This is a genomic window from Streptomyces echinatus (assembly GCF_014203595.1).
Lineage (GTDB): Bacteria > Actinomycetota > Actinomycetes > Streptomycetales > Streptomycetaceae > Streptomyces > Streptomyces echinatus.
On sequence record NZ_JACHJK010000027.1, the window covers coordinates 1 to 26607 of the forward strand.

At 72.1% G+C, this 26607-nt stretch carries 29 protein-coding genes and 1 pseudogene; 15 read left to right on the top strand and 15 right to left on the bottom strand.

The window, feature by feature from the left end:
- Positions 1 to 276: 276 nt before the first annotated feature.
- A complete protein-coding gene (locus FHS34_RS39465) occupies positions 277 to 489 on the bottom strand; it encodes a DUF4287 domain-containing protein (RefSeq protein WP_184974964.1) in 213 nt (70 codons plus the stop codon).
- A 54-nt stretch (positions 490 to 543) separates the two neighbouring features.
- Positions 544 to 1203 carry a DUF998 domain-containing protein gene (locus FHS34_RS39470; RefSeq protein WP_184974967.1) on the bottom strand — a complete coding sequence of 220 codons (660 nt, stop codon included), beginning with the start codon at positions 1201 to 1203 and terminating at the stop codon, positions 544 to 546.
- 109 nt (positions 1204 to 1312) lie between these two features.
- Between FHS34_RS39470 and FHS34_RS39475 the strand changes: the two genes are divergently transcribed.
- A complete protein-coding gene (locus FHS34_RS39475) occupies positions 1313 to 1933 on the top strand; it encodes a TetR/AcrR family transcriptional regulator (protein WP_184974970.1) in 621 nt (206 codons plus the stop codon).
- A 224-nt stretch (positions 1934 to 2157) separates the two neighbouring features.
- On the opposite strand, the gene FHS34_RS39480 is transcribed toward FHS34_RS39475, so the two are convergent.
- Positions 2158 to 2670, bottom strand: coding sequence for a MarR family winged helix-turn-helix transcriptional regulator (locus FHS34_RS39480; RefSeq protein ID WP_184974974.1), 513 nt, complete (start codon positions 2668 to 2670; stop codon positions 2158 to 2160).
- A gap of 130 nt (positions 2671 to 2800) precedes the next feature.
- On the opposite strand from FHS34_RS39480, the gene FHS34_RS39485 reads away from it, so the two are divergent.
- Both FHS34_RS39485 and FHS34_RS39490 read left to right on the top strand, forming a co-directional pair.
- Positions 2801 to 3643, top strand: a complete 843-nt coding sequence (locus tag FHS34_RS39485; protein ID WP_184974977.1) for an SDR family oxidoreductase — start codon at positions 2801 to 2803, stop codon at positions 3641 to 3643.
- Positions 3644 to 3678: 35 nt separating this feature from the next.
- Positions 3679 to 4092: a winged helix DNA-binding protein gene (locus FHS34_RS39490; RefSeq protein ID WP_184974980.1), complete on the top strand. Its 414-nt coding sequence runs from the start codon at positions 3679 to 3681 to the stop codon at positions 4090 to 4092.
- A gap of 165 nt (positions 4093 to 4257) precedes the next feature.
- Here the strand turns inward: FHS34_RS39490 and FHS34_RS39495 are convergent, their stop codons facing one another.
- Entirely contained in the window at positions 4258 to 4737 is a 480-nt protein-coding gene (locus FHS34_RS39495) for an ATP-binding protein (protein ID WP_184974983.1), read from the bottom strand.
- 172 nt (positions 4738 to 4909) lie between these two features.
- On the opposite strand from FHS34_RS39495, the gene FHS34_RS39500 reads away from it, so the two are divergent.
- The 3 genes from FHS34_RS39500 to FHS34_RS39510 all read left to right on the top strand — a co-directional run bounded on the left by FHS34_RS39500 (position 4910) and on the right by FHS34_RS39510 (position 6576).
- On the top strand, positions 4910 to 5275 hold the full coding sequence (locus FHS34_RS39500) for an STAS domain-containing protein (RefSeq protein ID WP_184974987.1): 366 nt from the start codon (positions 4910 to 4912) through the stop codon (positions 5273 to 5275).
- Between the two features lie 52 nt (positions 5276 to 5327).
- A complete protein-coding gene (locus tag FHS34_RS39505) occupies positions 5328 to 5552 on the top strand; it encodes a hypothetical protein (protein ID WP_184974989.1) in 225 nt (74 codons plus the stop codon).
- A gap of 478 nt (positions 5553 to 6030) precedes the next feature.
- Entirely contained in the window at positions 6031 to 6576 is a 546-nt protein-coding gene (locus tag FHS34_RS39510; RefSeq protein ID WP_184974992.1) for a hypothetical protein, read from the top strand.
- Between the two features lie 529 nt (positions 6577 to 7105).
- On the opposite strand, the gene FHS34_RS39515 is transcribed toward FHS34_RS39510, so the two are convergent.
- From FHS34_RS39515 to FHS34_RS39525, 3 genes are all read right to left on the bottom strand, one after another.
- Positions 7106 to 7372 carry a carboxylesterase family protein gene (locus FHS34_RS39515; protein WP_372478650.1) on the bottom strand — a complete coding sequence of 89 codons (267 nt, stop codon included), beginning with the start codon at positions 7370 to 7372 and terminating at the stop codon, positions 7106 to 7108.
- 49 nt (positions 7373 to 7421) lie between these two features.
- Positions 7422 to 8810, bottom strand: coding sequence for an FAD-dependent oxidoreductase (locus FHS34_RS39520; protein ID WP_184974995.1), 1389 nt, complete (start codon positions 8808 to 8810; stop codon positions 7422 to 7424).
- Positions 8811 to 9409: 599 nt separating this feature from the next.
- Positions 9410 to 10279, bottom strand: coding sequence for an alpha/beta hydrolase (locus FHS34_RS39525; RefSeq protein WP_184974998.1), 870 nt, complete (start codon positions 10277 to 10279; stop codon positions 9410 to 9412).
- Positions 10280 to 10770: 491 nt separating this feature from the next.
- Here FHS34_RS39525 and FHS34_RS39530 point away from each other — a divergent pair, with 491 nt between their 5' ends.
- Positions 10771 to 11319, top strand: a complete 549-nt coding sequence (locus FHS34_RS39530) for a YciI family protein (protein ID WP_184975001.1) — start codon at positions 10771 to 10773, stop codon at positions 11317 to 11319.
- Between the two features lie 147 nt (positions 11320 to 11466).
- Here FHS34_RS39530 and FHS34_RS39535 read toward each other — a convergent pair whose 3' ends face one another.
- Positions 11467 to 12765 carry an amidohydrolase family protein gene (locus tag FHS34_RS39535; RefSeq protein ID WP_184975004.1) on the bottom strand — a complete coding sequence of 433 codons (1299 nt, stop codon included), beginning with the start codon at positions 12763 to 12765 and terminating at the stop codon, positions 11467 to 11469.
- A gap of 86 nt (positions 12766 to 12851) precedes the next feature.
- Here FHS34_RS39535 and FHS34_RS39540 point away from each other — a divergent pair, with 86 nt between their 5' ends.
- From FHS34_RS39540 to FHS34_RS39550, 3 genes are all read left to right on the top strand, one after another.
- The gene (locus FHS34_RS39540) at positions 12852 to 13370 is read left to right on the top strand and encodes a MarR family winged helix-turn-helix transcriptional regulator (protein ID WP_225817920.1); all 519 of its coding nucleotides are present in this window, start codon (positions 12852 to 12854) and stop codon (positions 13368 to 13370) included.
- A gap of 372 nt (positions 13371 to 13742) precedes the next feature.
- The gene (locus tag FHS34_RS39545; RefSeq protein WP_184975010.1) at positions 13743 to 14876 is read left to right on the top strand and encodes a DUF6183 family protein; all 1134 of its coding nucleotides are present in this window, start codon (positions 13743 to 13745) and stop codon (positions 14874 to 14876) included.
- 164 nt (positions 14877 to 15040) lie between these two features.
- Positions 15041 to 15820 (top strand): hypothetical protein, encoded by a 780-nt coding sequence (locus tag FHS34_RS39550; protein WP_184975013.1) that lies wholly within the window; start codon positions 15041 to 15043, stop codon positions 15818 to 15820.
- A gap of 255 nt (positions 15821 to 16075) precedes the next feature.
- Here the strand turns inward: FHS34_RS39550 and FHS34_RS42085 are convergent, their stop codons facing one another.
- From FHS34_RS42085 to FHS34_RS39560, 3 genes and pseudogenes are all read right to left on the bottom strand, one after another.
- Complete coding sequence (locus FHS34_RS42085; RefSeq protein WP_308288343.1) at positions 16076 to 17101, bottom strand: RNA-guided endonuclease InsQ/TnpB family protein; 1026 nt, start codon at positions 17099 to 17101, stop codon at positions 16076 to 16078.
- A gap of 122 nt (positions 17102 to 17223) precedes the next feature.
- A pseudogene (locus tag FHS34_RS44305) lies at positions 17224 to 17292 on the bottom strand (hypothetical protein); the annotation flags it as partial.
- A 159-nt stretch (positions 17293 to 17451) separates the two neighbouring features.
- On the bottom strand, positions 17452 to 18186 hold the full coding sequence (locus tag FHS34_RS39560) for a class I SAM-dependent methyltransferase (RefSeq protein WP_184975016.1): 735 nt from the start codon (positions 18184 to 18186) through the stop codon (positions 17452 to 17454).
- Between the two features lie 750 nt (positions 18187 to 18936).
- On the opposite strand from FHS34_RS39560, the gene FHS34_RS39565 reads away from it, so the two are divergent.
- Both FHS34_RS39565 and FHS34_RS39570 read left to right on the top strand, forming a co-directional pair.
- A complete protein-coding gene (locus tag FHS34_RS39565; RefSeq protein ID WP_184975019.1) occupies positions 18937 to 19482 on the top strand; it encodes a hypothetical protein in 546 nt (181 codons plus the stop codon).
- A gap of 500 nt (positions 19483 to 19982) precedes the next feature.
- A complete protein-coding gene (locus FHS34_RS39570; RefSeq protein ID WP_184975022.1) occupies positions 19983 to 21023 on the top strand; it encodes a vWA domain-containing protein in 1041 nt (346 codons plus the stop codon).
- 209 nt (positions 21024 to 21232) lie between these two features.
- On the opposite strand, the gene FHS34_RS44310 is transcribed toward FHS34_RS39570, so the two are convergent.
- Positions 21233 to 21499: a transposase gene (locus FHS34_RS44310; protein ID WP_184975025.1), complete on the bottom strand. Its 267-nt coding sequence runs from the start codon at positions 21497 to 21499 to the stop codon at positions 21233 to 21235.
- Positions 21500 to 21522: 23 nt separating this feature from the next.
- On the opposite strand from FHS34_RS44310, the gene FHS34_RS39580 reads away from it, so the two are divergent.
- The gene (locus FHS34_RS39580; RefSeq protein WP_184975027.1) at positions 21523 to 22680 is read left to right on the top strand and encodes an RNA-guided endonuclease InsQ/TnpB family protein; all 1158 of its coding nucleotides are present in this window, start codon (positions 21523 to 21525) and stop codon (positions 22678 to 22680) included.
- Positions 22681 to 22753: 73 nt separating this feature from the next.
- Here the strand turns inward: FHS34_RS39580 and FHS34_RS39585 are convergent, their stop codons facing one another.
- The 3 genes from FHS34_RS39585 to FHS34_RS43945 form a co-directional block, all read right to left on the bottom strand.
- Complete coding sequence (locus FHS34_RS39585; protein WP_184975031.1) at positions 22754 to 23134, bottom strand: SH3 domain-containing protein; 381 nt, start codon at positions 23132 to 23134, stop codon at positions 22754 to 22756.
- A 158-nt stretch (positions 23135 to 23292) separates the two neighbouring features.
- Positions 23293 to 23601, bottom strand: coding sequence for a hypothetical protein (locus tag FHS34_RS43940; RefSeq protein WP_308288342.1), 309 nt, complete (start codon positions 23599 to 23601; stop codon positions 23293 to 23295).
- Between the two features lie 183 nt (positions 23602 to 23784).
- Entirely contained in the window at positions 23785 to 23964 is a 180-nt protein-coding gene (locus FHS34_RS43945; protein WP_308288341.1) for a hypothetical protein, read from the bottom strand.
- Positions 23965 to 24212: 248 nt separating this feature from the next.
- On the opposite strand from FHS34_RS43945, the gene FHS34_RS39595 reads away from it, so the two are divergent.
- Both FHS34_RS39595 and rox read left to right on the top strand, forming a co-directional pair.
- Positions 24213 to 24557, top strand: coding sequence for a hypothetical protein (locus tag FHS34_RS39595; RefSeq protein ID WP_184975034.1), 345 nt, complete (start codon positions 24213 to 24215; stop codon positions 24555 to 24557).
- Between the two features lie 552 nt (positions 24558 to 25109).
- The gene (rox, locus tag FHS34_RS39600) at positions 25110 to 26543 is read left to right on the top strand and encodes a rifampin monooxygenase (RefSeq protein WP_184975037.1); all 1434 of its coding nucleotides are present in this window, start codon (positions 25110 to 25112) and stop codon (positions 26541 to 26543) included.
- Positions 26544 to 26607: the final 64 nt, after the last annotated feature.

The window sequence follows — 26607 nt, forward strand, 5'->3', positions numbered from 1 at the left end:
CTGTTCGGCGCGCTGTGTGTCTACGGCCCCGTTTAGGACGTGATATGGCCCCTATGGGCCGCGTCACCCGTTTCCCGCCGAAAACCGGCCCCCGGAACCGGCCGGCACCGCCCTCCGGACCGGCCGGCACCGACCTTCCGACCCGGCCTGCACCGGCCCCCGGGGCGAGCCGGGCGCCCCTCCCGGAGCCGCCACTCCCCGCCCGGCCCGGACACGGGAAGCGGGAGCACGGCTGCGCCGGGGGCCTTGGGGAGGCCCCCGGCGCGGCCGGCCGGACTACTTGCCCTTGTCTTCGGCGAGCGTGTGGGCGACGAGGGCGTTCGCGTGGCCGTGGCCGAGTCCGTGCTCGGTCTTGAGCCAGTTGACGAGCTCCATGTGCTTGGTCAGGGGCGAGGTGCGGATGAGGTCCGTCCATTCCGCGATCGGGCGGCCGTACTTCTTCTCGATCGAGGGGAAGTAGCTCGCGGGCCCCTTGGGTGACGCGGTCATCGTGCTCTCCTGTCTGCTGTTCTCGTGAAGTCGGTGGCTCTTGCGGTGGGCGGGCTACGCCGTGCGCAGGCGGGCGGTGGCCGCGGCGAGCCACAGCAGGCCGAGTCCGGCGCCGACGGTGAAGGCCAGGACGGCGGTGGAGGAGCCGGCGAATCCGGCCAGGACACCGACCGGGACGACCCGGGAGCCGACGGCCCAGCCCCGGTGCCCGCGGCCGCTGAAGCAGCGGGCCAGCAGGAGGAAGGCCGCGCACAGGGCGAGGTATCCGACCATGCCGCTGAGCATGTGGAGGGCACCGTGCCAGCTCAGCGAGGCGGAACGGGCGGCGGGGTCCCCGGCCGGGAAGCCGCCGCCGGGGTCGGCGGTGAACACCGCGGCGAGCAGGAACGACGCGCCGAAGACGCCGATCAGGCGTGGCGCCCACGTCCCGCCGGGCTCGCCGCGCAGCACACGGCGCAGGCCGGCCGCGCCGGCGATGATGAGCGCGCCGGTCAGCAGGAAGCTGGTCACCTGGATCCAGCCGTGGTCGCCGAGGCTGAGCTGGCTGAGGGCGTTGCGGGTGAAGCCGAAGCCGTCGCGCGTCAGGCCCTGGACGACGCCTGCGGCGAGGAACAGCGGGCCCGCCACGATGCCGCCGGCCAGGAGGGTGCGGGTCGCCGGCCTGGGCGACGCCGCGGCGGTGACCGGGGCCGGGGCCTCGATGGTGTGGGTCATGGTGGTGTCTCCCCCAGAACAGAACTAGACGGTGTGGTACTCGCTCGCTCTGACGGCTACAGTAGCCGCACAAGAACTAGACTGTCCAGTACTGAATGGGGAGGTGGGTATGGAAGCGAACGACCAGAGCCGCTCAGCCCGCAAGCACAGGGCGATCATGGATGCCGCGACGCAGGCGTTCATGGCCAAGGGCTACGCGGGCACCAGCATGGACGACATCGCGAAGCTGGCCGCGGTCTCCAAGCAGACCGTCTACAAGCACTTCGCCGACAAGGAGAAGCTCTTCGCCGAGATGGTCATGGCCACCACCGAGCGGGTCGACGCCATGGTCGCCCTGGTGGCAGACATCCCGGCCGACGCCGACCGGCTGGAGGAGAACCTCACCCGGCTCGCCGGCCAGTTCCTGGCCGCCGTCACCCGGCCCCAGGTGCTCCAGCTGCGCCGCCTGATCATCGCCAACGCCGACGCCTTCCCGGAACTCGGCGCCTCCTGGTACGAGCAGGGGTTCGAGCGGGTCCTGGCCACGCTCGCGGCCGCCTTCCAGCGCCTCGCCGACGAGAAGCTGCTCCGGATCGACGACCCGTTGCTGGCCGCCCACCACTTCTCCGGCCTGCTGCTGTGGATCCCGGTGAACCAGGCCATGTTCCACGGCGGCCCCCAGCACACCCAGGAGGACCTCGACCGCTACGCCACCGCCGGGGTGAAGGCGTTCCTCGGCGCCTACCGCTGAAGGCAACGGCAGGACGGGCCCGGACCACGGCCGGGCCACGGGGCGGACCACGGCCGGCCGCCCCTCCCCCGCTCGCGGCCGGCCGTTCGCCCGCCCGGCCGGTCAGCGGCTCGGCGGGCGAGCGGTTCCGGGCGCGTTCGCCTCGCCGTTGCGGCCCGGGCCGGTGCGGGGGCTTCCGTCGCGGGGCCCGCCGGCCGCGACGGGGCCGTGCCCGGACGGCCGGTTCATCCGCCTGCTTGCCCGCGCTCCTTCAGCCGGCCCAGGGAGTCCACGTACTTGAGCATGAGGCGGGCGAACTCCAGGCGGTCGCGCTCGGCCCAGTCGGCGGTGATGTACTCGAAGGCGGCGCGCTGGTGGCGGCGGAAGCGGGCCATCAGCTCGGTGCCCTCGGGGCTCAGATGCAGGACGGTACGGCGGCCGTCCTGCTGGGAGGCCGCGCGGAGCAGGTAGCCGGCCTTGATGTTGTCGGTGACCATGCGGCTCGCGACCGAGGGATCGACCCCGAGGAGTTCGGCGACCGCGCCGACGGTGATCTCCTTCTCGCTGTCGCGGGTGTGTTCCAGGACGAGGCCCAGCACCAGGGTGCGGCTCAGGTCCTTGGCCGAGATCGGGTTCTCGACCTCCAGCAGTGAGGTGCGGCGCAGCTTGCCGAATGCCGGGCCCACCGCGTTCAGCAGATCCTCGGCGGTCGGCTCCTCCGGCGCCCGCGCTTCCTGTGGCGTGCCGTTCGTCGTCATGCGCCCATCGTAGGTCCATGGACATCCGAAGGCATGTGTTGACGCACAATTACATGCATGTAAGCATGCATATGTCGCGGGGCGGTGAACGCCGCCGCGGCAAGTCGCCATCACGACCACGGGGGTTGCCATGACCGTTCTCATCACCGGCGCGCGCGGCAAGGTCGGCCGGGCCGTCACCAGCCGCCTGCACGGCACCGGCGTGCCCGTCCGCGCCGCCGGCGCCCACCCGGCCGAGCTGACCGTCCCGGCCGGCGTCGAGATCGCCGAGCTGGTCCTGGACCGGCCGGAGACCTTCCCGGCCGCGCTCGACGGCGTGCGCCAGGTCTTCCTCTATCCCCAGCCCGCGGGCATCGGCGCCTTCACCGAGGCCGCCCGGGCCGCCGGCGTCGAGCACGTCGTCCTGCTGTCCTCCTCCTCGGTCCTGGCGCCCGGCGCCGAGACCGACCCGCTCGCCGCGCACAGCCTCCGGGTCGAGCAAGCCCTCGCCGCATCCGGGCTGCCCTGCACCTTCCTGCGGGCGGACGCCTTCGCCAGCAACGCGTTCGGCTGGGCCCGTCCCATCGGCCAGGGCCTGCCCGTCCAGCTCCCCTACCCCGACGCGCACCTCGCGCCCGTCCACCCCGAGGACATCGCCGACATCGCCGCCGAGGCGCTGACCGGCACCGCCCTCAGGGGCCGCGCCGTCACCCTCACCGGCGGCCAGTCCCTCACCTTCCGCGAGCAGCTCGCCGTGCTGTCCGAGGTCCTGGACCGCGGCATCACCGTCGAGACGGTCACCCACGCCGAGGCCGAGCAGCAGATGAGCCGCTTCATGCCCGCCCCGATGGCCGGCTCCCTGCTCGCCCTGTGGGCCGCCGCGTGCGCCGGCCCGGCGCCGATCGCCGAGACCACCCGCACCCTGCTCGGCAGGCCCGAGCGCACCTTCCGCCAGTGGGCGGCCGAAAACGCCGCCGCGTTCGCCGCCCGCTGACCCCGCCGACCGACCGCCTCTCGCAGGAGCACACCATGAAGCCCATCGGCTACTGGCTCAACCGCACCGACAAGGCCCTCACCGCGTACATGAACGCCATGCTCGCCGGGTTCGGCCTCACCCGGACCGCCTGGCAGGTCCTCAACGTCGTCCGCGCCACCCCGCCGGGCACGCACGCCACCGACGGCGACGTCCGCACCGCACTCGCGGCCAACGCCGACGCCGGCGCCCTGGCCGCCGCCGTCGACACCGTGCTCACCGGCGGCTGGACGACGCGTCCCGCACCCGGCCGGCTCGCCCTCACCGCGGACGGCGAGCGCCGCCTCGCCTCCGTCGAGGAACGCGTCGACGCCTTCCGGGAACTGTCCACGGCCGGCATCACGGCCGAGGAGTACCGCACCGCGGTCAGCGTCCTGGAACGCATGACCCGCAACCTCGAAGGCCACTGACCCCCCGCGGATACGCGCCCCACCGCCGGCACCCGCCGCGGGCAGCGCCCGGAGACCTCCGCGAGGAACTCCGATGACTCACCCCGGAACCGGCCCGCTCCCCCGGCTCGACTGTACGAAGATGCTCACCCGCCAGGTGAGGTCACTCGGCGCGGCGGAACACTCCTAGCAGCCGGACCCGTCGAGCCGGCCGCCGGGAGCGTCGGTGAGGGGGATGCGGGCGGTGACGCGCTTGCCGACCGGCTCCCGCTGCGCCTGGAAACCCTGGGCGACGGCCATCACGATCTCCAGACCATGCTGACCCACCCGGCCGGCGTCGGCGGCCCTCGCCACCGGCAGCACCGGATCGGAGTCCCACACCGTCACCTCGACCGCACCGCCGTCGATGCGCAGGCCCATCAGCGCCGGACCCGGCGCGTACTTGCAGGCGTTGGTGACCAGTTCGCTGACCACCAGCTGGGTGAGGTCCATGCCGCGCTGCGAGACCGCCAGAGCGTGCTCGCTCCGTCCCCGGCTGAGGAAGTCGGCGGCCAGGTGGCGGGCCCGGGCGATGTCCGTGCCGTCCCCGGCCAGAGCCACCGTGATCTGCAAGGGGCAACCGGCCGAGGCCGCATCCCTCTCGCCCAGCGGCTCCGGTTCCCTCATCGCTGCCTTCGCTCCCGCTCACACGCCCGCGCGTACCCCCGGGGGACGCCAGGGGCGCCCAGTGCGCCTGTTCGTTGGCTCCGCCACCCAAGGGAACCGCCCCTACGATGCAGGGCGGCACTCTGGGCGAGGGGCCCGGCATGCCAGTATCACCGACAGTGCCAGGGGAGAAATGACGAACGCCGGACAAGGTGGGCAGCCGGGCCGCTTCTCGGTCGTCGTCACCGCCACCGACGGCATCCGCGTCCTCACCCTCACCGGAGAGATCGACCATCACACCGGCGACCGGCTGCGACAGGGGCTGGACGTCTCCGGCACGCCCCGGCCCCGCCTGGTGATCGACATGCACGGCGTCACGTTCATGGACTCCACCGGCATCAACATCCTCATCGCCGCCCACCGCACCGTCACCGAAGCCGGCGGCTGGCTGCGCCTTGCCGCGCCCACCGGGCCCGTGCGGCGCATCCTGAGCATCGTGGGCGTCGACGCCGTCATCGACTGCCGCGAAACCCTCCGCCAGGCGCTCAGCAACTCATAGCCGCCCGCCCGGCAGGCGCGCTCTTCCGCCGCGGCCCGTACGGCCTCACGAGGTGGTCTCTTCGGCGAGGCACCACGGCCCGCGTGCGCCGCCGGAGCCGGTGCTGCCGCGCCGCCGCGTCCACGCCGAAGGCGGCCGCCTCGCCGTCAGCGGGCCGCAGTCCCCACCCGCACGTGTGCTGCGGCTGCCCCAGACCGAGGAACTGTTCACGACCGGTGCCACCGGCGCGGCCGGCTCCGACGCGGGTGCCGACCGCTTGAGGGACGTCATCGCTTGAGGGACGTCATGCCCCCATCGGTCACCGGCCTCCTGTCCTGCCGGACGGGAGGGCGAAGGCACGACGAAGGGCGCGCTGCCACGCGCCCTGGCCTGCTCCTGGCAGTGCCCGGCTGACGACGACCACCCCGGTCCGGCGCGACGGCACGGGGCCGGCTGCGCCGGGACCGGACTCGGCGCGGGTGCGGTCCACAGCCCGTCCGCAACGAGACGCGACGTGCGCGGGGAGCGCGGGGAGCGCGACGACCTCCCTCTCCTCTGCACTAACCCGGCTTCCGTCCCCGTACAGCTCAGCCACACCGGTCCGCGCTCAGGTTTCGCGGTGTACCTCCGGGGGAGTCGGCGCGCGCGGACGGGACGGCTGATACGGGTGATCGGTTCGGTCAGATCGCTCCCGCCGCCCGACGGCGGGGAGCACGCCGCACGCCCGTGAGCGTCGGGCGTACACAGGCGTCCCACACTTTCGAAGGAGGCCGAAGATGAACGTCCTTCCGTACTCCGGCAAGCGCCGGCAAGGCACAGCCGGCGCCGGCGATGAGGGGAAACTGCTCGGGATCTATCTCAACGACCACCTCGCCGGCGCCACCGCCGGTACCCAACGCGCCGCACACCTGGTGCGTGCCACCCGGGGTTCCGCGCTCAGCCGTGCGCTGGGGCCTGTCGCCGCAGAGATCGCACAGGACCGGACAGCGCTGGTGGACCTCATGCGCAAGGTCGGGGTGCCCACTCGCCGCTACAAGGTGTGCGCGGGCTGGACGGGCGAGAAACTGGCACGGCTGAAGGGCAACGGCCGCCTGGTCCGGCGCTCTCCGCTCAGCACGCTGCTGGAGTTGGAAGCCCTCCGGCTGGGGGTGGAGGGCAAGGCGGCCGGATGGCAGAGTCTGCGCCGGCTCTGCGCGACGGACGAGCGCCTGGACCCCGTCCTGCTCGACAGGCTGCTCGAACGGGCCCGGCGGCAGCAGGCCACACTCGAGGAATGGCGTACCCGCCAGGTCGAGGCAACGCTGGCCGCCACGGCCGGCTGAACCATGGCCGCCGGGCACGGGCCGCTGTGCGGCGGAGCCCGCCGCACAGCCGGTGCGGCTGCTTCGGGCCGGTCAGCTCGAACTCGTCCACGTGCTCCCTACCGCCGGCCGCGATCCCCATGCGGTGGTCACCCGGGCTCCCGGACGCGCAGCAGTGCCGTGGGAACCGGCGTCCCGGCGCCGTACTCGTGGAACTCGTGTCGAAGTGGATCTCCCACGCCACTTCGATCCCCTGGCCCTTCTTCGGCTACCGGCCATTCGCCCGGCGCCCGGCAGGTCCGGGGAGCGAGGCCGGCGCACGGCCGGGCCCCCGGGCGTCGGGGGCGGGCGGGCTTGTGCCCGGGAGGCGGCGTTCTGCTCAAGGCTCGCGGTCCTGCGGCCGAGGCGGGGCCGGCAGGGCCAGACGGCCGGACGGCCCTCGCCGGGGCCGGTGGACGTGACCGGTCACCACGCCGACCGCTCCGTCGATGTCCCAACGGTGCGGTCGACGCCGGCGGGGACACCCTCACGGCGGTACGTCCGCGCGAGGTCAGCCGAGGGCGTTCCAGAACGCGCAGTGGTGGCGGGTGTGCGTCGTGCGGGTGGGGACGATGCGGTCCGGTGCCAGGGAGAGCACCGTGTGCCGGGGCCAGGGCGGCGAGGAGGGGCCGTTCGGGTCGGCGGTGCGGGCGAAGCGGGTCCAGTAGTCGATCATGGTGTCGGCCAGCCGGTGCTGTGCCGTGGTCAGGTCGCGGGGGCGGCCGCCCAGGTCGAAGAGGTAGGGCAGTTCGCTCGCGATCACGCTAGCGCGGGCCACTGACAACACGGCGAGCTCCGCCGCTTCGCGGCTCCGGCACGAGGACGAACTAACCCCGCCCTAAGGAACGGGGCTTGCGCTCAAGACATCCGGTCAGGACCTTCAGGGCCACGACGGGGTGGAACAGCAGGGCCGGTGAGGCGACCATGTTGACCACGCGTACGAACCTCGCCCACACGGCCGGGTCTTTCACCGCGACGTGGAAGAGGCGGGTGTTGTACCAGTGGGCGAAGCGCGCGGGCAGGGGCTGGCCTTGGGGCGTCCACATCAGGTCGGAGTTGGTGGAGAGGGTCCACGGGCCCAGCAGCAGTCGGCCCAGTTTCTTCTGGAAGGCTCCGGCGACGCCGTCCAGGTCTTTGGACGCCCGGCGCGCGGTCAGCATGCGCTGGAGCAGTTCCGCCTCCATCGCGGCCACCGTCAGGCCCTGGCCGTAGACGGGGTTGAAGACACAGACGGCGTCGCCGAGGGCGATGAGGCGGTCCGGCCAGTCCTTGACGGCGTGGTAGGGCCGCCACTGGTTGTCGGTGTTGGTGTAGCGGTGGGTGGGCTCCTGGCGGGTGCGCCGGCCGATGTGCTCGGCCAGGCGGGGGTTGTCCAGGGTCTCGGCGAACGCCAGGTAGCCCTCGTCGTCGGTCGGCGGCTGGTCCTGGAACCCGAAGAGCGAGCAGGTCCAGCGGTTGCGCTCCACGGCGAGCAGGACCCCGGCCCGGGGCACGCCGGGGGCGAACAGCATCTGGTAGGCGATGTAGTAGTCCGGGTGGCCGGGGTGGCCCTCGTCGGGCCGGTCGAAGTTCATCGACGTGTAGGTGACCTTGGCCTTCACGGTCCGTTTGGGCGGCACGCTGATCCCCGCGTCGCCCAGCCAGTCCGTCAGTGAGCTGGAGCGTCCCGAGGCGTCGACGACCAGGTCGGCGGCCAGCTCGAACGGCGCTGAGGGCTGGGGGGATTCCGTGTCATCGTGCGGCCGGCACGTCACGCCGCTCACCCGGCCGCAGGCGTCACGGGTCAGGCCCGTGCACCGGGTGGACGGCATCAGCGTGACCTGGGGCAGTGCGAGCACTTTGCGGCGCAGGCGGCGTTCCAGTTCGTCGCGGGTGAAGGTCTGGATGCGCACGCCCGTGCGGTGCCGTGGTGCGAGTCCGACGGGCAGCATGAAGTCGATGCCCTCTCCGTAGTCGAACACCGGTGCTCCCGCCTCGCGCAGTTCCGCGCGCAGTCCGGGGAACAGCCGCTCGAGGATCTGACCGCCCTTGGCCAGCATCGCGTGCGCGTGGTGGCCCTGCGGGGCTCCGGGATGGACGCCGGTGTCCTCGTCGACGGCGTCCCGTTCCACGAGGACGACCTCGGTGAAGAAGTCGGCCAGCACGCGCGCGGTCACCAGTCCCGCGTAACTGCCGCCGATGACAACGGCCTTGCCCCACGGGCGATCGGTTCTCATGGCGTCTCCCACGTGTCGTCGTCTCCCCTGCGTCGTCGGGGTGCGGGGCAGGGCCGTCCAGCCACGTCAACGGCCCCGTCCAGGCGCCCGGTACGGGGCTCGGGAAGCATCCGGGGAGCGCGTGCGGGCCCGGTCCGGCGCCGGCGCCCGGCACATCGTCAAGCATCGGTCCACGGACCCTCGCGGCGTACGGCCGGATTCGGTCGGCTGCGCCGAGGAGGGGGCTGCCCTTGACGGGCCGCCCTCGAACGCTGAACTCCCGCTGAGGGAGGCGGTGCGCCCGGGCGCCCCCGGTCGCACGCCGGACGGCGTCTTCGCCGGCACGGCGTACGGCGGCCGCAGGATCCGCGCCCGCCGGGGGCAGGCGCGGCATCCGTCACGTGGTTCCGGAGGGGAACGGCCACAGGGCCGCCCGCCTGCGACGGGGTTCGCACGGCGGGCGCCCTCCCGGCTTCGCCGTGGTGCACACAGATCGCAGCAGGCAGCCCGGGCCGCCGGGCAGGCCCGGGCGGTTCGCCGCCGTGGGCACCCCGTCCGGCAGGTGGGGGTGCGTCTGTCCCGGCGCCGTCACCGCCGCCGCGCGCCTCGTCCGGCTCCGCTCACGAGCGGGCGGGCGGAGCCGGGAGCGCGGCGAGTTCGCCCAGGGCGCGGGCCGCCGGTGCCGGGTCGGTCAGCCACTTCAGGTGACTGCCCTTGAGGGTGCGCACGTCGTAGGGGTTGTCCGGGGTCAGCGCGTTGCCCTCGCGGATCAGCCGGTCCTGCATGGCGAGCGGCAGGCTCGCGTCGTCGGCCAGACGCACGTAGGTCTTCGGGATCCGGCCCCAGGTCGCGGCCTGCGCCCGGTCGGCGGAGGTGCCGACGTCGAGGTTCTCGTCGGGCTGGAAGGTGTTCAGGAAGGTCAGGAACTCCTCGTCGGTGCCATCGGCGAGGAAGGCCGCCTTGAACGCGGCGAGGGCGCGCGGCTCCGCGGTGCGGAAGTTGACGCGGAGCAGGCCGAGTTCGGCCGGGTTCCCGGCCATCGCCAGCCCCAGGGAAGCGGCGTCGACCGTGGCCATCTCCGGCTCGGCGTAGTAGTCGTTGACGTCGAGGTCGACCGGGCACCAGGCCGAGACGTAGACGATGCGGTCGATCAGGTCGGGACGTGCGTTGGCCGCGGCGGTGGCCGTGATGCCGCCGCGGCTGTGCGAGAGAAGGATCACCGGCCCGTTCTCCTTGGCCCGCTCCAGGATCTGGATCAGATGCGCGGCGTTGTCGGCGAGCGTGACGCCCTTGATCGAGCCGGGCGCGGTGGCGAGCCCTTCGAGGTCCTGGGGCGTCTGATAGGCGTGCGAGTAGGTCGCCCCGAATCCGTGGCCGGGCAGGTCGACGGCGACCGAACGGTGTCCGAGGAGGCCGAGTTCGGCCTGGAGCGGCGCGAAGGAGAAGGAGTTCGCGAAGGCGCCGTGAACCAGTACGAAGGTCGGTTGCATGGGTTCTTGCTCGCTTTCTTGCCCCGGGCGTCGGTACGCGCAGTACCGTTCCCGCCACCGCGGGCCACCTCGCGGCCGGGGAACGGGCGTGGTGCTGCGCGCGTCCTCGCCGCGGGGACGTCTTCGGGCGTGGCAGGCGCCACGCGGTCGAGCGCGGAGTCTTGGGGGCAGCGCGGACGGCTGCCCGGCATCCGCTGGGTCAGCCTACGCAACGAAGATCATCCGCACTACCGCAGAAGCCCTTCCGTTTGTGCTTCGTACTGCCGTACCGCGGGGTGGGGGTGGGGTGCTTCGCGCGAGGGACGCGCCACCCCGTCCGCGCCTTCTGCCGGCCGGCCGCGGCAGTTCGTGCACCGGCTGCACGGAGTAGCGCCTGCGTCAACGGCCTTGTGGGGCAGCGGGGTTGCTTCCTGCACCGGGTGGCGCCGGGCGAGGGTGGGGGGCGAAAGCCGGTTGCTCTGCCGCCTGGTGCGGGGGAAGGGTCCAGGGTCATGGAGTTCTGCTATCACCGAGACCGGGCCGGCTCCGTGGCGTTGCGCGACGAGCTGCTGGAGGCGCACTGGTCCTACATGGACGGGTACGCGGCGCAGATGATCGCGCGCGGCCCGACCTTCGCCGGCGACGGTGAGACGTCCACCGGCAGCGTGCACATCGTCGACCTGCCCGGCCCCGCCGCTGCCCGCGCGTTCGCCTTCGACGAGCCCAACTACCAGGCCGGTGTGTACCGCGACGTGCTGCTGCGCCGGTGGCACAACATGCTGGGGCGCACCATGTGGGACTTCCCCGGCGGCCGCAGCGGCGGCAGCCGGTATCTGGTGATCGGTCTGGGCCCGGGGCGGGCCACGGGCCTCGCCGTGCCGCCGGCCGGCCGGGACGAGCTGATCGCGTTCGGGCCGCTGCTGTCCGACGACGGCGCCGCCCGGCTGGGGACGGCGGCGCTGGTCCGGGCGGCGGACCCGGACCGGGCCTGCGCCGTCCTGGCCCCGGACCGGTATGCGGACATCGAGGTCCATGGCTGGGAGTTCGGGGGGCGGCGGTGACGGACCGGGGCCGCCGCGCGTCCCGGGCGTGCGGCGGTTGGTGCTCGGCGGAGCCCGCCCGGGCCGCGTCCGGCGGCTGACGGACGGGTGCCCGGCGTTCTGGCCGAGGGCCCGTCCGGTGGCCTGGCGGAGCGCCTGGAGGGGGTGTCAGGGGTGACGGAGGCGGGCGGCGGTGTCGTGGAGGCGGGTGAGGGTGTCGGTGAGGTGGGGGTTCAGGAGCCGGCCGGCCTGTTTGACCGGGCGGCCGGCCACCAGGACGGTGTCGATGTTGCCGGGGTGGGCGCAGGTGACCACGGCGCCGACCGGGTCGTGGTGGGCGGCGAGGTTGACGGCGCCGGCCCTGAGGAGGATCAGGTCGGCCTGCTTGCCGGGGCGCAGGGAGCCGATGGTGTCGGCCAGTCCGAGGGCGGCGGCGCCGTCCTGGGTGGCCATGCGCAGCACGGTGGCGGCGGTGGGGCGCTCCCCGTCGGGGCAGAGGTGGCCGGTGGTCAGGGCGGCGCGCATCAGGGAGAACATGTCGCCCGCGACGGTGGTCACCACGTCGGCGCCGAGGCCGGTGGTCACCCCGGCGGCCCGCAGCCGGTTGATCATCGGCGCGCCGTGGCCCATGGCGGCCTCGACGGCGGGGGCGATCGAGGCGGTGCCGCCGGAGTCGGCGATCCGGCGCAGCTCGTCGTCGGGCAGTGAGTTGCCGTGCACGTACAGGGTGTCGGGGCCCAGCAGGCCGGCCCGGGCGAGCGCGTCGACGGGGCGTGGGGTGTCGGGGCTCGCGCCGGTGTGGACGGCGAGGCGGAGACCGAGTTCGCGGGCGAGCCGCCAGTCCTCGGTGACCGTGTCGATCGGGCTGTAGGAGGGGCCGAGCGGGGCGAGCGCGAAGGACACGAGCCCGGTGGCGCCGCTGGTGGTGTGCAGGGCGTGGGCGCGGCGGACGTCGTCGGTGCGGCGGGCCTCGGGGCTGAAGACGGGGTAGCCGTATCCGAAGACGGCGCGGATGCCGGCCGCGTGCAGGCCGTCCAGGGCCGCGGCGGTGTGGTCGGGGGTGTACTGGGCGTGTGAGAAGTCCTGCACGGTGGTGATGCCGGCGTCCAGGCACTCCAGCGCGCCGGCGAGGTTGGCGGTGCGCAGGTCTTCGGGGCGCAGGCGTGGGCCGAGTTCGCCCAGTACGTGGCGCAGGTAGCCGTCCAGGTCGGTGTCGACGGCGGCGGCGCGCAGCGGGGTCTGCCACAGGTGCCGGTGGGTGTCCACGAAACCCGGCAGGACGATGTGGCCGCGGGCGTCGAGGACCTGGGCGCCGTCGGCGGGCAGGCGGGGGCCGACGGCGGCGATGCGGTCGCCTTCGATCAGGACGTCGTGGTGCGGCAGGGCGACGGGGTGCGGCTCGGTGTCGATGACGCAGGCGTCGCGCAGGAGCAGGCGTGCGGGCGGTAAGGCGGTGGTGCCGGGCATGGTGGTTCCCCCTCGGGTACACCCCGAAAGCCTCTTCCATGAAAGCTTTTGAGAAAGCTATGTGGGCCATAACCTACCCTGCCCAGGTGAGTTCCTCCACCCCTCGCCCGGACCGGGTCGACGAGCTGCTCGACACCTGGCACCGGGAACTGCCCGCCGTGCTGGGGCCGAGCTCCGAACTGGCCAAGCGCGTCATGCTGCTGGCCGCCGCCCTGGACGCGGCGACCCGCCGGGAGCTGACCCGGTACGGGCTCACCGGCGCGGAGTTCGACATCCTCGCCGCGCTCCGGCGGGCCGGGAAGCCGTACCGGATGAAGCCGCACGAGGTCGGGCGCGCCGTGCTGCTGTCGTCCGGCGGAACCACCAACACGCTCAACCGGCTGGCCGCGCGGGGGCTGGTCGACCGCAGTCCCGACCCGGACGACGGGCGCAGCATGTTCATCCGGCTCACCCCCGAGGGCGTCGAGCTCGCCGAGCGCGCGCTCCTGGGCAACGCGGCGGCCCACGCCGAGGTCTTCGACGGCGTACCGGGCGAGGACCTGGACGCCGCGGCTCACGCCCTGCGGGCCGTCCCGCTGCCCGGCGACCGGGGGCGCCGCAGCTGAGAGGACGCCGGGGGTCACAGAACGCCGGCAGTCGAAGGACGCCGACGCCGAGAGGCCGCCGGCTGGGCGGGCGTGGCCGGGCGGCCCGCAAGGTGCGTCCCGCCGATCCGGGACCGGCCCTCTGCGGACGCGGGCGTGCCCAGCGGTGCTGCCGAAGCCCCGGCCCTCATCGCCCCGCCCGGTCCCTGTCCGGCCCGGACCGCGCCGACGTGACGTACCGTCACCACGTGCCCCGTCACGTGCGGTTGCCGCCCGGCATCGCCATGGCCGGTGTCCTGGACACCGGTGCCTGCCGGGCGACGCGGGTCCTCGGCCTTCTACGCTCGTACGTGTTCGGGACCGGCAGTACCGGCTCACGAAGGAAGGCGGCGCATGGCGGGCGGGGGCACGGTGGGCGGGGGCGGTGCTGAGCGGTACTCCTGGCACACCGTCGAGGCGTGGGCCAGGGGCGGGCAGGCCGAGCGGATCGGGGCGGCTGGCGGGGCGCTCGCCGCGGAGGCCCGGCAGATCGGGGAACGGCTGGAAACGCTGCACCGTGATCTCGCCTTCATGCAGCGGGCGTTGGCGCTCACTCCGGGGCGTGCGTTCCTGCGGCGGCTTCTGTCGTTGAGCACTCAGGTGCGGCATTCGAAAGCGAGCGACGAGCGTCTGCTCGCGTCGCTGATCGCGGAAGCGCAGTCCCTCGACGACGCGCTGTACGTGCTGTGGCACCCCGAGGCGATCGAGCACCATGAGCTACGGGCCTGTCTCTTCCACGAGTTGCTGCTGCGCGGGGCGGACCCCGACGAGCTGCTCCCCCGTGCCGGCCGGCGCCCCGATTTCCGCCCGGGCCACTGGAGCGGGCTCTCCTGGCTGCCGGCCCGGCCGGCGGAGATGGAAGGGCCGGACCTGAGCGCGTGGCTGCCCAGCCGTGGCTATCTCAACAGCGCCAGCGGCTCGCCCGCGCCGATGAAGTCGCCGACGCCGGTCGGTGCGGCCGCACGCCGGGCCGGTGGGGTTCACCGGGTCCGGGAGGCCACGCCCGCGCAGCTGGTCGAACTGATCGGCAGGCCCGCCAGGGACGGCAGGTGGTGCGACCACGAAGCCCGGGTCTTCGCCCTGGACGAGCCCGTCACCGCGAGGGAGTTGCCGCACGTCGTGTCCGCGTTGCCGCTGGACTGCCTGCGCGGGCTGGGTGAGCGGGACCGGTTCGAGGGAGAGGAGTGCACGCTCGGCACGGTCTGGCTGACGTTGTTCATGACCGCCTCGACCGGAGGGATCGGCTCACCGGGTGTCCACGGCGCCTGGGGGCGCTTCAGCGCGTGGCTCGCCCTGTCGGGGCTCTGCGGAGCCGAGTACCCCGAGGCGAGCGCCCGTGAGGTCGAGGAGCGGGCCCGGGCCTGCAGCTGGTACCGGTTCGGGGCCGACACCGGATGGTTCCGCAACGAGGTGAGCGACTACGGCATCGCCGCCCTTTCCCCCGACGGCCGCCGTATCGCCGTACTCGCCGCGACGGACGCCGACTGAAGGCGTCCGGCCGCAACGGCCTTGACGCCGTTGCCTTCGGCGGCTCGGGCTACCCGCCTCGCCCCGCTCGCCCGGGGGTGGAGCGGGAAGAGAGCGGGCTTGCGTGGTGAAGTGGGGCACTCTGACAACTCTGACAACTCCGACAGCAGGGAGCGTTTTCTTCGATGCCCGCACAGTCCGCACGCCCTGAGCGCAGTGGTCCCGGGACCGCCTCGGTCATGGATGTCTCGCCGTTCAAGTCTTCTCTCGTCAAAGCGGTGTTCAGGGACGTGACCTCGATGCACGTCTCTCGGCCGGCCGCGTCGGCCGCCGCGTCGGTGACGCGGACAGTGCTGGCGGAGATCATCGACGGCGCGAGGAGAGCGGCGGCAAAGGAGGCCCGCAAGAAGCTGATTCCCGGGGACCTTCTCTCGGCGATCGACCGGAACGTCGAGCTCGAGGTCGCAGGCAAGTGGTACGACCACAGCCCGACGTTTCGAAGCCGGATCGGTGTCCTGTACGACGCCGAGGGTGTCATGGTGCCATCTCCCAAGCGCAGCAGGTCGCGCAAACCGAGTGCGGTGGTCGGCGCCCACAGGTTCGAGGCCGGGGTCAGGAAGCTGCTGTGGAGCCAGGGGGCGACGGCCGTCCCGGCGATGGTCCGCGACCTGGACGGAATCGCGAGCGTGTTCCTGACGAACCTCGCCCGGGACGCGGCCATGGTCGTCCGCGAGCGCGGGGTCAGACGTTTCGGTACGGTCACCCTGGCGATGCCGGGCGAAGCGGCCCCGCCCCCGTCCCTCAAGGACTCCCTCCAGGCGCTGTCCACCCGCAGGGGGGACGGGCGGACCATCGGCAGGGATGACGTCCTGGCCGCCACCACGATTCAGTTGTTCGGCGGCAATCTCAGGCAGCGAGCCCTCACCGAGGCACGCGAGGCGACACAGAACACATCGGCCGGCTGAGCGGGTACGACCGACAGCTCCGCCTGATCAAGGCCTCGACCGCGCGCTGAGGGAGGGGCGAACGGGCCGGGTGCGGTGCGGTGTGGTCGCGGAGGTGTGGGGCGTGCGGCTGTGTGCGCCGAGGGCGGTGCCGGGGGCCGTACGGCTGGCCCGGTTCGGCTCCCCCCGGCGCTCGGTCGGCCCCCAATGCCGCGTGTGTGGTGGGGGGTTGTCCGTTGACATCCTCCCGGCCCTGAAGGACCGGGATTCCCTTTTTCAGGTGGCTTGGCCGGTCGCCCGGCTGCCGGGTTCCTGCTTCGCAGACTGGCCAGTGCCGAGGTCTCCACAGGCTGACACGGGCTGCCCGCCCGCGTGCCGGATGTTCTTGGCCGCGTTGACGTCGGCGTGATCGACGTTGCCGCATCCGGGGTTCTTGCACACGAAGACCGATTGGCTCTCTCGGTTTCCTTCGGTGACGAACCCACAGGCGTAACAGCGTTGCGACGTATACGCGGGGTTCACCTTCACCAGCGTCGTTCCCGTGTACCGGGCGGCGCTGGTGAGGGCGAGTTCCAGGCGATGCCACCCCTTGTCGAGGATGGCCCGGTTGAGTCCTGCCTTCTGACGGACCCGGCGGCCGGGCTCGGCCACGGTTCCGGACGCCGAGGCGGACATGTTCTTGACCCGCAGGTCTTCGAGGACGACCAGGGCGTTCTTCTGCACCAGGTGTGCAGCCGTCTTCGCCCAGAAGTCTCCGCGCCGGTCCGTGACCCGGGCCACGATCCGGCCCATGGCCGTGATCACCTTGTGTCGGTTGGTGCTGCCCTTCTTGGTGCGGGCGAGGCGCTGTTGCAGCCGCCGGTACCGGGTGGTCTCGCCAGGCGTGATGAACTCCCGGTCGAAAAACTCGCCGTCCGAGGTGACGGCCGCCGCAGCAACACCCCGGTCCACCCCTACGGCCGTGCCCGGCATGGCATGCCGCTCAGGCGTGACCGCTCCGTCGTCCACGAGGAACGACACGAACCAGCGCCCGGACTTCCAAGACACGGTCGCGGAGCGGATCTCACCACCGAGCGGGCGCGACCACCAAAACCGGACCCAGCCCAGCTTCGGCAGCTTCACTCTCCCCCACTTGCGGCCCAGCCGCTCCACAGTGACCTGCTTGGCGTCGGGGAAGCGAAATGAGGGGGACCAGCGGGCCTTGGACCGCCACCGGACCTTGAACGTGCCGTGGTCCCGGCACGCCCGTCCAGATCCTTCAAGGTCTGCTGGAGGATGTGCGACGGCGCGGCCTTCAACCACTCATGCACACACTTGGCCTGGGCCAGCTCCTTGCACTGCGGCGCGTAGTTCATCCACGCCCCGCGCCGCCGGTACTCGCGGCGCTGCTCCAGACCGGTGTTCCACACCGACCGGCACACGTCCGCGAACTTCTCACACTGCTCTGCCTGTTCGGCCGTCAGCTCAAGCCGGTACCTGCGACCCGACAGCATAGAAACACCCCCCGCCAACTGATGTGATCACGCTAGCGCGGGCCACCGACAACACAGCGAACTCCGCCGCTTCGCGGCTCCGGCACGAGGACGAGCTAACCCCGCCCTAAAGGGCGGGGCTTGCGCTCAAGACATCCGGTCAGGGGCGGGATGGCGCGGTCAGCCCTTCTTGACGGTGTGCAGCAGGGTGACGCCGAGCCACGGGCCGCTGTACCAGTAGCCGGGGCCGAGTCCGCGCAGCGTTCCCTGGCCGATGTGCGCGGCATACTTCCTGGCCATCGGCCAGAAGTCGGCGATGATCAGCTGGCCGCCCGGGCGCAGCACCCGCATGGCCTCGTCCACCGCGCGGTAGCGGCTCTCGGAGGTGGGGATGTTGTGGATCGCCAGGGCGCTCGTCACGACGTCGAAGGAGTCGTCAGCGAAGGGCAGTTCGGTCATGTCGGCCGTGCGTACTTCCACCCGGTCGGCGACTCCGGCCGCAGCGGCGTTGGCGAGAGTTGCTTCGGGCCGGTTGCCGCTCTGGTCCTCGCCCGACCACAGGTCCACGCCCACGGCCTGTCCCCTCGGCAGCCGTCTGGCCGCCTCGATGAGCACCGCGCCGCGACCGCAGCCCAGGTCCAGCAGCCGTTCGTCGCCCGTCAGGCCGGCCCGGTCCAGTTCCCGCTGCCAGATGCGCAGTTTGCCGTGCAGGGTGGTGTGCAGGTAGACGCCGGTGCCGGCGAGCAGTACCGCCCCCGCGGTCGCCATCGCGTTGCGTCGCGGCCGCCACCGGCCGGCGGCCAGGCAGCAGGCCGTGCCGGCGGCGCCGAGTACCGCCGGGAACGCAGGAGCGTCAACGCCGTACCGCGGCCACCGGGGGCGCGGCGGTGGGGAGTTATCCCGGTTCTTGGACATACCCGCAGTGTTCCAGCTCGTCTGCGGGGCGTCTCGCGTGAGATCTGTTCCCCGCCACCGGCGCCGTCCGTGTCGCCCGTGCGGCCGCAGATCGTCGGGCCAGGCCTGGACGGGTGTTCGGGGGCGGGCGTCCACGTGTCGTGGTCGACCGCGGGCGATGACGCGACCGGAAACAGCCGTGGGCGTCGCACTGTCGAAGCCATGAGCGGACGACCGCATCACCCCTTGCCCGTCCGGTGCCGGACGGGCGGCGGCCGGGTCGGTCGGTGCCGGACTGGTGGCGGCCGGGTCGGTCGGTGCCGGACTGGTGGCGGCCGGGTCGGTCGGTGCCGGACTGGTGGCGGCCGGGTCGGTCGGTGCCGGACGCCCGCAGGAAGGTGTCCACGGCGGCGTCCGCCAGCGGTGTGCTGGTCCCGCTCCTGTTCTCGGCGGCTCCTGCGGCGGCACACCGCTCACCGTGATCCGCCGGCACATCGAAGGCCAGAAGCGGCCTCTTTGTCCGTCACCCCGGATCCGCAGCGACCCCGCGCCGCTTCGCGGCTCCGAACCAAGGACGCCTTCCCTCCCCGGCCGAACCCGGAGATTGCCTGCACGACCAGGAATGGACGGCCGCCCGGCTCGCACCGCTGGTGGACATACGGGTCGCGTGAAGCGTCCAGGCCGCGCAGCCGGCCCTCGCCGGTGACGCGGCGGGGGGACGCGGAGGTGTCCTGACGGGCGGGTGGGCCTTCGCTGGGTGAAGCTGAAGGCGTGAGCATCAGGAGCGAGCGTCCGGCGAGTGCGGAGCAGATCCACGCGGCGCTGGCCGCCCTGGCGGCGGAGCCGGCGGCAGAGCCCGGGAAGCGTCCCGAAGGGGGCGGGGAAGCGGACCGTCTGCGCCTGCTGGGCCGTCTGCTGGCGAAGACGGAGTTCGAGATCACCGTCGCGACCCGGCTGAGCGAGGAAGAGGAGGTCGAGGACGTCCTGGAGACGCTGCTCGGCTGGGGGGAAGGGCTGGAGGGCGATCCCGGCCTCGCGATCAACGTCGTGACCAACAGGCTGCAGCGCACCGCGCTGCAGGTCTCCGAACCCGAGGCGGAGGAGCTGCCGCCCGGCCGGGAGGCCGCCTTCGCCGCCGTCATGACGGCGGTGTACGCGCTCGGCGCCCAGCTGCACGCGGAGCGCGGTGACACCGAGGGGACCCGGCAGGCGCTGAGCGGGGCGGAGGAAGCCCTCATCGACATCCTGCAAGGCATGCATGACCTGCGCGTGGCCATCGGCGATGCGCCCGGCCCTGAGGACGAGACCGACGGCTGACCGCCCGGCACCCGCCCCGGGCGGTGCGTCGAAGGAGTGAGGGCGGCCCCGGCACGCGGCCTCCTGCCCGGCCCCTGGCGCCGGCGGCCGAATCCAGCTGCGGCGAGGGGCCGGCGGCAGGGGTGCCCGCGGGGCGGTCCGTCCGGGCGGGCGGGCGCTGAGCCGAATGGCGGGCCTCGTATCACGCGTCCGTGTCCCACCTCGCACGACCTTGTGGGGCCTGGCGGGACCGGGGTGGGTCGAGGGTCGGCTCAAGTCCTGGTGCGTCTGGCGTCCGGCCGGCGGCAGGCGGATCCGCCGGTCCGCGGCCCTGCGCCGTATCCGGGTGCGGCTGAGACCGAGCCCGCGCATGAGCAGTCGTTCGACGCGGTCCGGCACGGGCAGCTCGCAGCTGATCGGAGGGGGCGGGCGGCGTGGCCGTCGGGGGCCGGGAGCCAAGATCGATTGTCAGTGGTGCGTGAGACGGTGGGTTCATCGAGTCACACAGAGGGGGAGCTGCCATGTCCGGGAGCCAGAACTACATCAATCACGTCGCTCTTGTGCTGGATGCCAGTTCGTCGATGTCGCACCTGAGCGGCAAGGTCGTCGAGGTCGCCGACCAGCAGATCGCGTATCTCGCCCGCCGGTCGCAGGAGCTGGACCAGGAGACCCGCGTCACGGTGTACGTCTTCGCGGACCAGGTGGAGTGCGTCATCTACGACAAGGACGTGCTGCGGATGCCGTCGCTGAAGCAGCTGTACCGGGTCGGCGGTATGACGGCTCTGCTGGCGGCCGCGCTGAAGTCGCAGCGGGAGCTGGCGCAGACGGCCCAACTGTACGGCGACCACAGCTTCCTGACGTTCGTCCTCACCGACGGGCAGGAGAACGCAAGTCACCGCTGCCCGGACGCCCCGGCCCGCGATCAGCGTCAGCTGGTCCAGGCCGTGTCCCGGATGATCGAGACACAGGACGCCAACTGGACGCTGGCCGTGCTCGTGCCGGACCAGATGGGCAAGCGCGAGGCCATGCAGTGCGGTTTCCCGAAGGACAACATCGCCATCTGGGACGCCACGAGCACCCAGGGCCTGGAGGAGGCCGGGCAGGTCATCCAGCAGGCCACGGAGAAGTTCATGGTGGGCCGCACCAAGGGCATCCGGGGATCGCGGGCGGTGTTCTCCACGGGCGCGGAGGCGGTCAACAAGGACACCATCGAGGCGGCCGGCCTCACCCCGGCCGATCCGTCGCAGTACCAGCTGATCGCGGTGGCGCGGGACGCGGCGATCCGGGACTGGGTCGTGGAGTGCGGGCACACCTACCGTACCGGCGGTGCGTTCTACCAGCTGAGCAAGTCGGAGAAGATACAGGCGCGCAAGCAGATCGCGGTGCTGGAGAAGAAGACGGACCGGGTGTACACGGGGCCCGAGGCGCGGGTGCTGCTCGGTCTGCCGGACGCGGAGGTCCGCGTCAAGCCGGACCACAACGACGACTTCACGATCTTCGTGCAGAGCACCAGTGTGAACCGCAAGCTCGTGGCGAACACGCGGCTGCTGCTGATGATCTGACCTCGCGTCATTCCGTCAGGGCGCCGCCGGTGCCGTCACGGTGCCGCAGGGTCTCGTCGGGGCGGCACCGTGGCGGTCTTCCAGGCATGTCGTGTGTGTGCCGCGGTTCAGCGGGATCTAGCGAAAAACCCCGGGCGTTCACGCCCGGGAGGAATTCCTTCTCAAGGTAGGGGTGACCTGCACGGGCGCACGGGTCCGCACTGTTGATCTCATTCGGGACGCTTCTGGTGCGCGATGTACTCCTTCACCACGGCGAGCGGTGCGCCGCCGCACGATGCGGCGAAGTGGGACGGGGACCAGAAGTGCTCACCCCACAGGTAACACGTGTCGCGCATGACTTCTTCGCAGCGTTTGCGGATGTTGTCGGTGAACGGGCCGCGCCGGTACTTCGGCGTGAAGACCAAGTGCGCGTGCAGGGTGCGGACGACGCTACGGCCCCTGCGGATTCCGGGGTCTGGCTCCCATCGAGGTGACATAGAGCATTGTTAGGATCATCCCCTTGAAGATCGTGACGCAGGTGAAGCTGATCCCGGAGGCCGGCCAGGCCGCCGCGCTGGCGGCGACCCTGCGCACGGTCAACGACCTGGCCACCTGGGTGTCCGAGGTGGCGTTCGTCAACGACGTGCCGCGTGAGTATGAGCTGCGCAAGCACACGTACGCACACCTCAAAGCCTCCGGACTCGGGGCGCAGGCCGCGCAGCACGTGATCAAGAAGGTGCGTGACGCGTACACCACGCTGCACGCCAACCTCAGGGCCGGGAACTACGGCAAGCCCGGCAGCAAGCGCCGCCGGAAGGTCGATTCCAAGCCGATCGCATTCCGGTCCGATGCCGCGCAGCCGTACGACGACCGCTGTTTGAGCTGGCAGTACGACGCGCAGACGGTCTCCATCTGGACCACCGCAGGACGGATCAAGGGCGTGCCCTTCGCATGTTCGCCTCACGCGCTCACGACGCTCCAGCAGTATCGCAAGGGCGAGTCCGACCTGATCGAGCGTGACGGCAGCTTCTACCTGATCGCCACCTGCGAGATCCCCGAGGGCGCCCCCTACGAGCCGGACTCTTTCATCGGAGTCGACCTCGGTATCGTCAACCTCGCCACCACGTCCACCGGCTACCAGGCCGCCGGGCGCGGCCTGAACCGGTACCGCAAGCGGCAGCTCACCTTGCGGGCCAAGCTCCAGAAGAAGCGCACCAAGAGCGCCAAGCGCCGCCTGAAAGAGCGCTCCCGCCGGGAACAGCGGCACCTCAAGAACACCAACCACGTCATCGCCAAGACGATCGTGACCGAGGCTGAACGCACCTCCGCTGGGATATCCCTGGAAGAACTCAAGGGAATCCGGCGGAGGGTACGGCTCCGCAAGCCCCAACGGGTCACCCTCCACTCCTGGGCGTTCGCCCAGCTCGGAGACTTCGTCGTCTACAAGGCCAAGCGGGCCGGTGTGCCCCTGGTCTTCGTTGATCCCGCGTACACGTCCCAGACATGCGCCGAGTGCGGCCACATTGACAAGCGAAACCGCGTTGACCAGGGGCTTTTCATCTGCCGGGGGTGCGGGGTCGTTGCCCACGCCGACCGGAATGCTTCCCACAACATCGCCCAACGCGGCGTAACCGTGTGGAATGCGGGGCGTGAGTCACGCGTCCCGGCCACCCCATAGGGGTGTCTGGACGGAGGAGTCAATCCAGCAGCCAGTTGGGCGCTACCTCCAAGCCCGCTCCTTCAGGGCCGGGTCAAGTTGACAAGCCGCAGTACACGTCGCTGCCCAAGTCACTCAGGGTGTCGGTGCGCAGCCAGCCTTCCACGCCCGTACGGGTGTTGCGGGCGTATGTCCAGGCGTAGCGCTGCTCACCCTGCCAGGCTCCCCAGGTGTAGCAGTGGTAGTCCAGCACGTCGCCGCGTGCGGCCAGTCCGTTGATGTGGCAGCCGGTGCTGGAGCCCGAACGCATGTTGGCGCCGTTGGCGGTGGCGTGCCAGGTGCTGCTGTCCTTGTCGCCGACCCGCTTGCCGCAGGCGGCCACGGCGTGGGCGGGGCCTGCGGTGACGGCGGACGTGAACAGCGCCGCGGTGACGACGAGCGCGGCGGCGAGGACGCGTGGCGTGGCGATGCGCATGAGGAGCTCCCCCCGGGGGACTGGGCGGGTGCGGTGGACATCCCGCGCCCGCCGGGCCGTTCCTGACAGGTCGATACGTTAGGAAGCTCTCGCATCCGGCACGTCCACCCAGTTGGACGTGCGGTAAACCTCGGCGGTAGTCACCGGTGGGCGGTCTGTCACGGCCGGCCGAGTTGCCACAGGCCGCGCAGCAGGGTGGTCAGTCCTCCGGCGAGGGACAGCAGCATCACGGTGTGCCGGATCCATGCCTGCGACATCCGCCGGGTGAGGGCCTCGCCGAGGAGGGTGCCGGCCGTCAGGCCGATGGCCGTCGTCAACCAGGCCCGGCCGGTGAGTGCGGGCAGTCCGTTGGCTGCCGCGGAGAAGACGTTGAGGATGACGCCGTAGAACAGCGCGTTGGGGACGAACTGCCGTACCGGCCATCCGGCGTTCGCCGCGTACAGCGACAGGGCCGGTCCGGCCGACACCGGCCGCGGCGTTCATGAACCCGCTCGCCGCCCCGGCGGCCAGGGCTCCGCGGGTGCCGCACAGGGACGCCACCCGGACGCCACCCAGTACCAGCAGGACGGCGGCGCTCACCGTCGCTCCCAGGAAGGCGAGCAGGGCGGGTGCCGGCAGCCGGGTGGCCGTCCAGGTTCCCAGCGGGACGGTCAGACGGCCGCCGCGACCAGCACGCTCATCGCGGGCAGGTGCACTTGCCGCCAGGTGCCCGCCAGCCCGGCGGCGCTGACGACGCCAGCCGCGCAGTTGACCAGCGCGACGCCGTCTTCCGGGCTGAACAGCAGCGCCAGCGCGGGCACCGACACCAGGGCGAAGCCCATGCCCGTCATGCGCTGTACCGAGCGCCGACGGTGACGACGCCGCCCAGCGCCACGGCGGCGGCCGCATCGCTCAACGCCCTTCCCGGCGCTCTGCCGACGCGCCGGAGCGCCGTGCGGCGGGCGGGTGTGGGGCGGGTGCTGGCGGGGTGTGATCGGTCGGTGCGGGGTGGGAAGAGCCGTGCGGGGCAGCGGCCATGCTCATGCGCCGATCCCAGCAGTCTCGGCGGCCGGAGTGAATTCCTTTAGCATCCGGCTTCATGGTGCGGTTCGTACTCGACCTGGCCGGCCTGGCGTCGGCGGGTTTCGCCTGTTCGCCTCTGCAGGAGACGGTGCTGAGCCTGCGCATGTGGACGCATCCCCGCCAGTATCCGAGACAACTCCCCTGGTTCCGCCGCCTGCAGGACACCTTCACGGCTCTGGATGCCGCGCAGACCCGGCTGCTGTGCTCCCTGGTCGCCTCCAACCGGTGGCTGCCCGACTTCCTCACCCCCTGCCCTGCCTCCCCCGGCCCGCCTTCGGCGACGAACTCACCGCCCTGCGGGCCACCGCGCCCGGCCGCGTCGGCGCTGCGCGTGATGACGCACCACGCCGACCTGCCCTAGGTGGTGCTCTTGCCGCATGGGAACCCCCGGTAGGAGGGGCGAGCATGCGGGCGGTCAGGGCCGACCGCCGGGGCGTTGCGAAGCCTGCGATTCCGCCGCCAGATCATCCAGGTGATGCCCAGTGCGAACGGCTGCGACCTTTCCTGTCGGACAGCACAAGGCGTTGGGGCAGGTGGCGCAATCACCAACGAGTGATCGGTGGACTGTGCACCGGGTGTGAGCCGGGGTGCAGTGCTGTGCCCGCCCAACGGTTCGGGCCGTGGAGGACGATCCATGGCCTTGCGCCGGCTGTACTCTGCCGACGGCACCCGGCCCGAACGACGAGGCGGCGTGTGGTCGCGGCGGGCCGGCTACGCCCTACCGCTCGTGGGCGGCACATCGCCGCTTCGCCAAGAGGTTGCCTGTCCCAGCAGCCGAGGAGAAGGCAAGGGGGGTCGTCCCGCTCCTCGCCATGATCAATTTATAGCCCGGAGGGGGGCTTGCGGCAAGGCCCGGGTCGTGCAGCAGAATCGCCACTCGAAGCCACGACCTGCAGAAACGGGGAAGCACTTGATGATCGACGCGGTCGACGTGATCGTTGCCGGTGGCGGGCCGACCGGGCTGATGCTGGCCGCCGAGCTGCGGCTGGCCCGGGTACGGACGGTCGTACTCGAGAAGCTGACCGAGTCGGCCGGGCAGTCCCGCGGGCGCGGGATTCAGGTGCGCAGCGTGGAGATGCTGGACCAGCGGGGCCTGTTGGACCGGTTCCTCGCGGTCAGCGAGCAGTACCGGACCAGTGACTTCGGCGGTCTGACCAAGTTGCGGCCGGAGCTGTTGGACACTGCGCACCCGTTCGGCCTCGCGACTCCACAGACCGTCACCGAACAACTGCTGGCCGAGCGCGCCACCGAGCTCGGTGCCGAGATCCGGCGCGGCTGCGAACTGGTCGGGCTGAGCCAGGACGCGGACGGGGTGAGCGTCGAGCTGGCCGACGGCACGCGGCTGCGTGCGCGCTACCTCGTCGGCTGCGACGGCGGCCGCAGCACGGTGCGCAAGCTGCTCGGCGTTGGCTTCCCCGGTGAGCCCGCCACCGTCCAGACGCTGCTGGGCGACATGGAGATGTCGGAGGATCCGGCGAGGGTGGCCGCCATCACGGCCGAGGCCCGCAAGGTCCACGTCCGCTTCGGCACCGTCCCGATGGGGGAGGGTGTGTACCGGGTCATCGTGCCCGCCGGCGAGGTGGCCGAGGACCGCACGGCCGAGCCGACCCTCGATGAGTTCAAGGAGCAGCTGCGGGCCCACGTGGGCACCGACTTCGGAGTCCACTCCGCGCGCTGGCTGTCCCGGGTCGGCGACGCCACCAGGCAGGCCGAGAGGTACCGGGTCGGCCGGGTGCTGCTGGCCGGCGACGCGGCACACGTTCACCCGCCGACCGGCGGACAGGGCCTCAGCCTCGGCGTTCAGGACGCGTTCAACCTCGGCTGGAAACTCGCCGCCGAGATCAACGGCTGGGCCCCGGCGGAGCTGCTCGACACCTACCATGCCGAACGCCACCCGGTGGGCGCCGCCGTCGTGGCCAACACCCGTGCGCAGACCGCGCTTCTGCAGAACACCCCGGGCGCGGTGGCGCTGCGGGAGCTGTTCTCGAAGCTGCTGGACTTCGAGGAGGTGAACCGGTACGTGACCGAGATGACCTCCGCGGTCGGCGTCCGCTACGACCTCGGCGACGGCCACGAGCTGCTCGGCCGGCGCATGCGGGACGTCGCGCTGAAGCGGGGCCGCCTCTACGAACTGATGCACGCCGGCCGCGGGCTGCTCCTCGACCAGACCGGCCGGCTGTCGGTGGCGGGCTGGGAAGACCGGATCGACCACGTCGTCGATACCAGCGGGGAACTGGACGTACCCGCCGTGCTCCTGCGCCCGGACGGCCACGTTGCCTGGGCCGGTGAAGACCAGCAGGAGCTGCTGACCCACCTGCCCAAGTGGTTCGGCACCACCGTCGGCTGAGCCCGCGATCCGGAACCGGCCCTGCCGTAGCTACCCATCCGGGCCGTCCGCGATGAGGGATCGG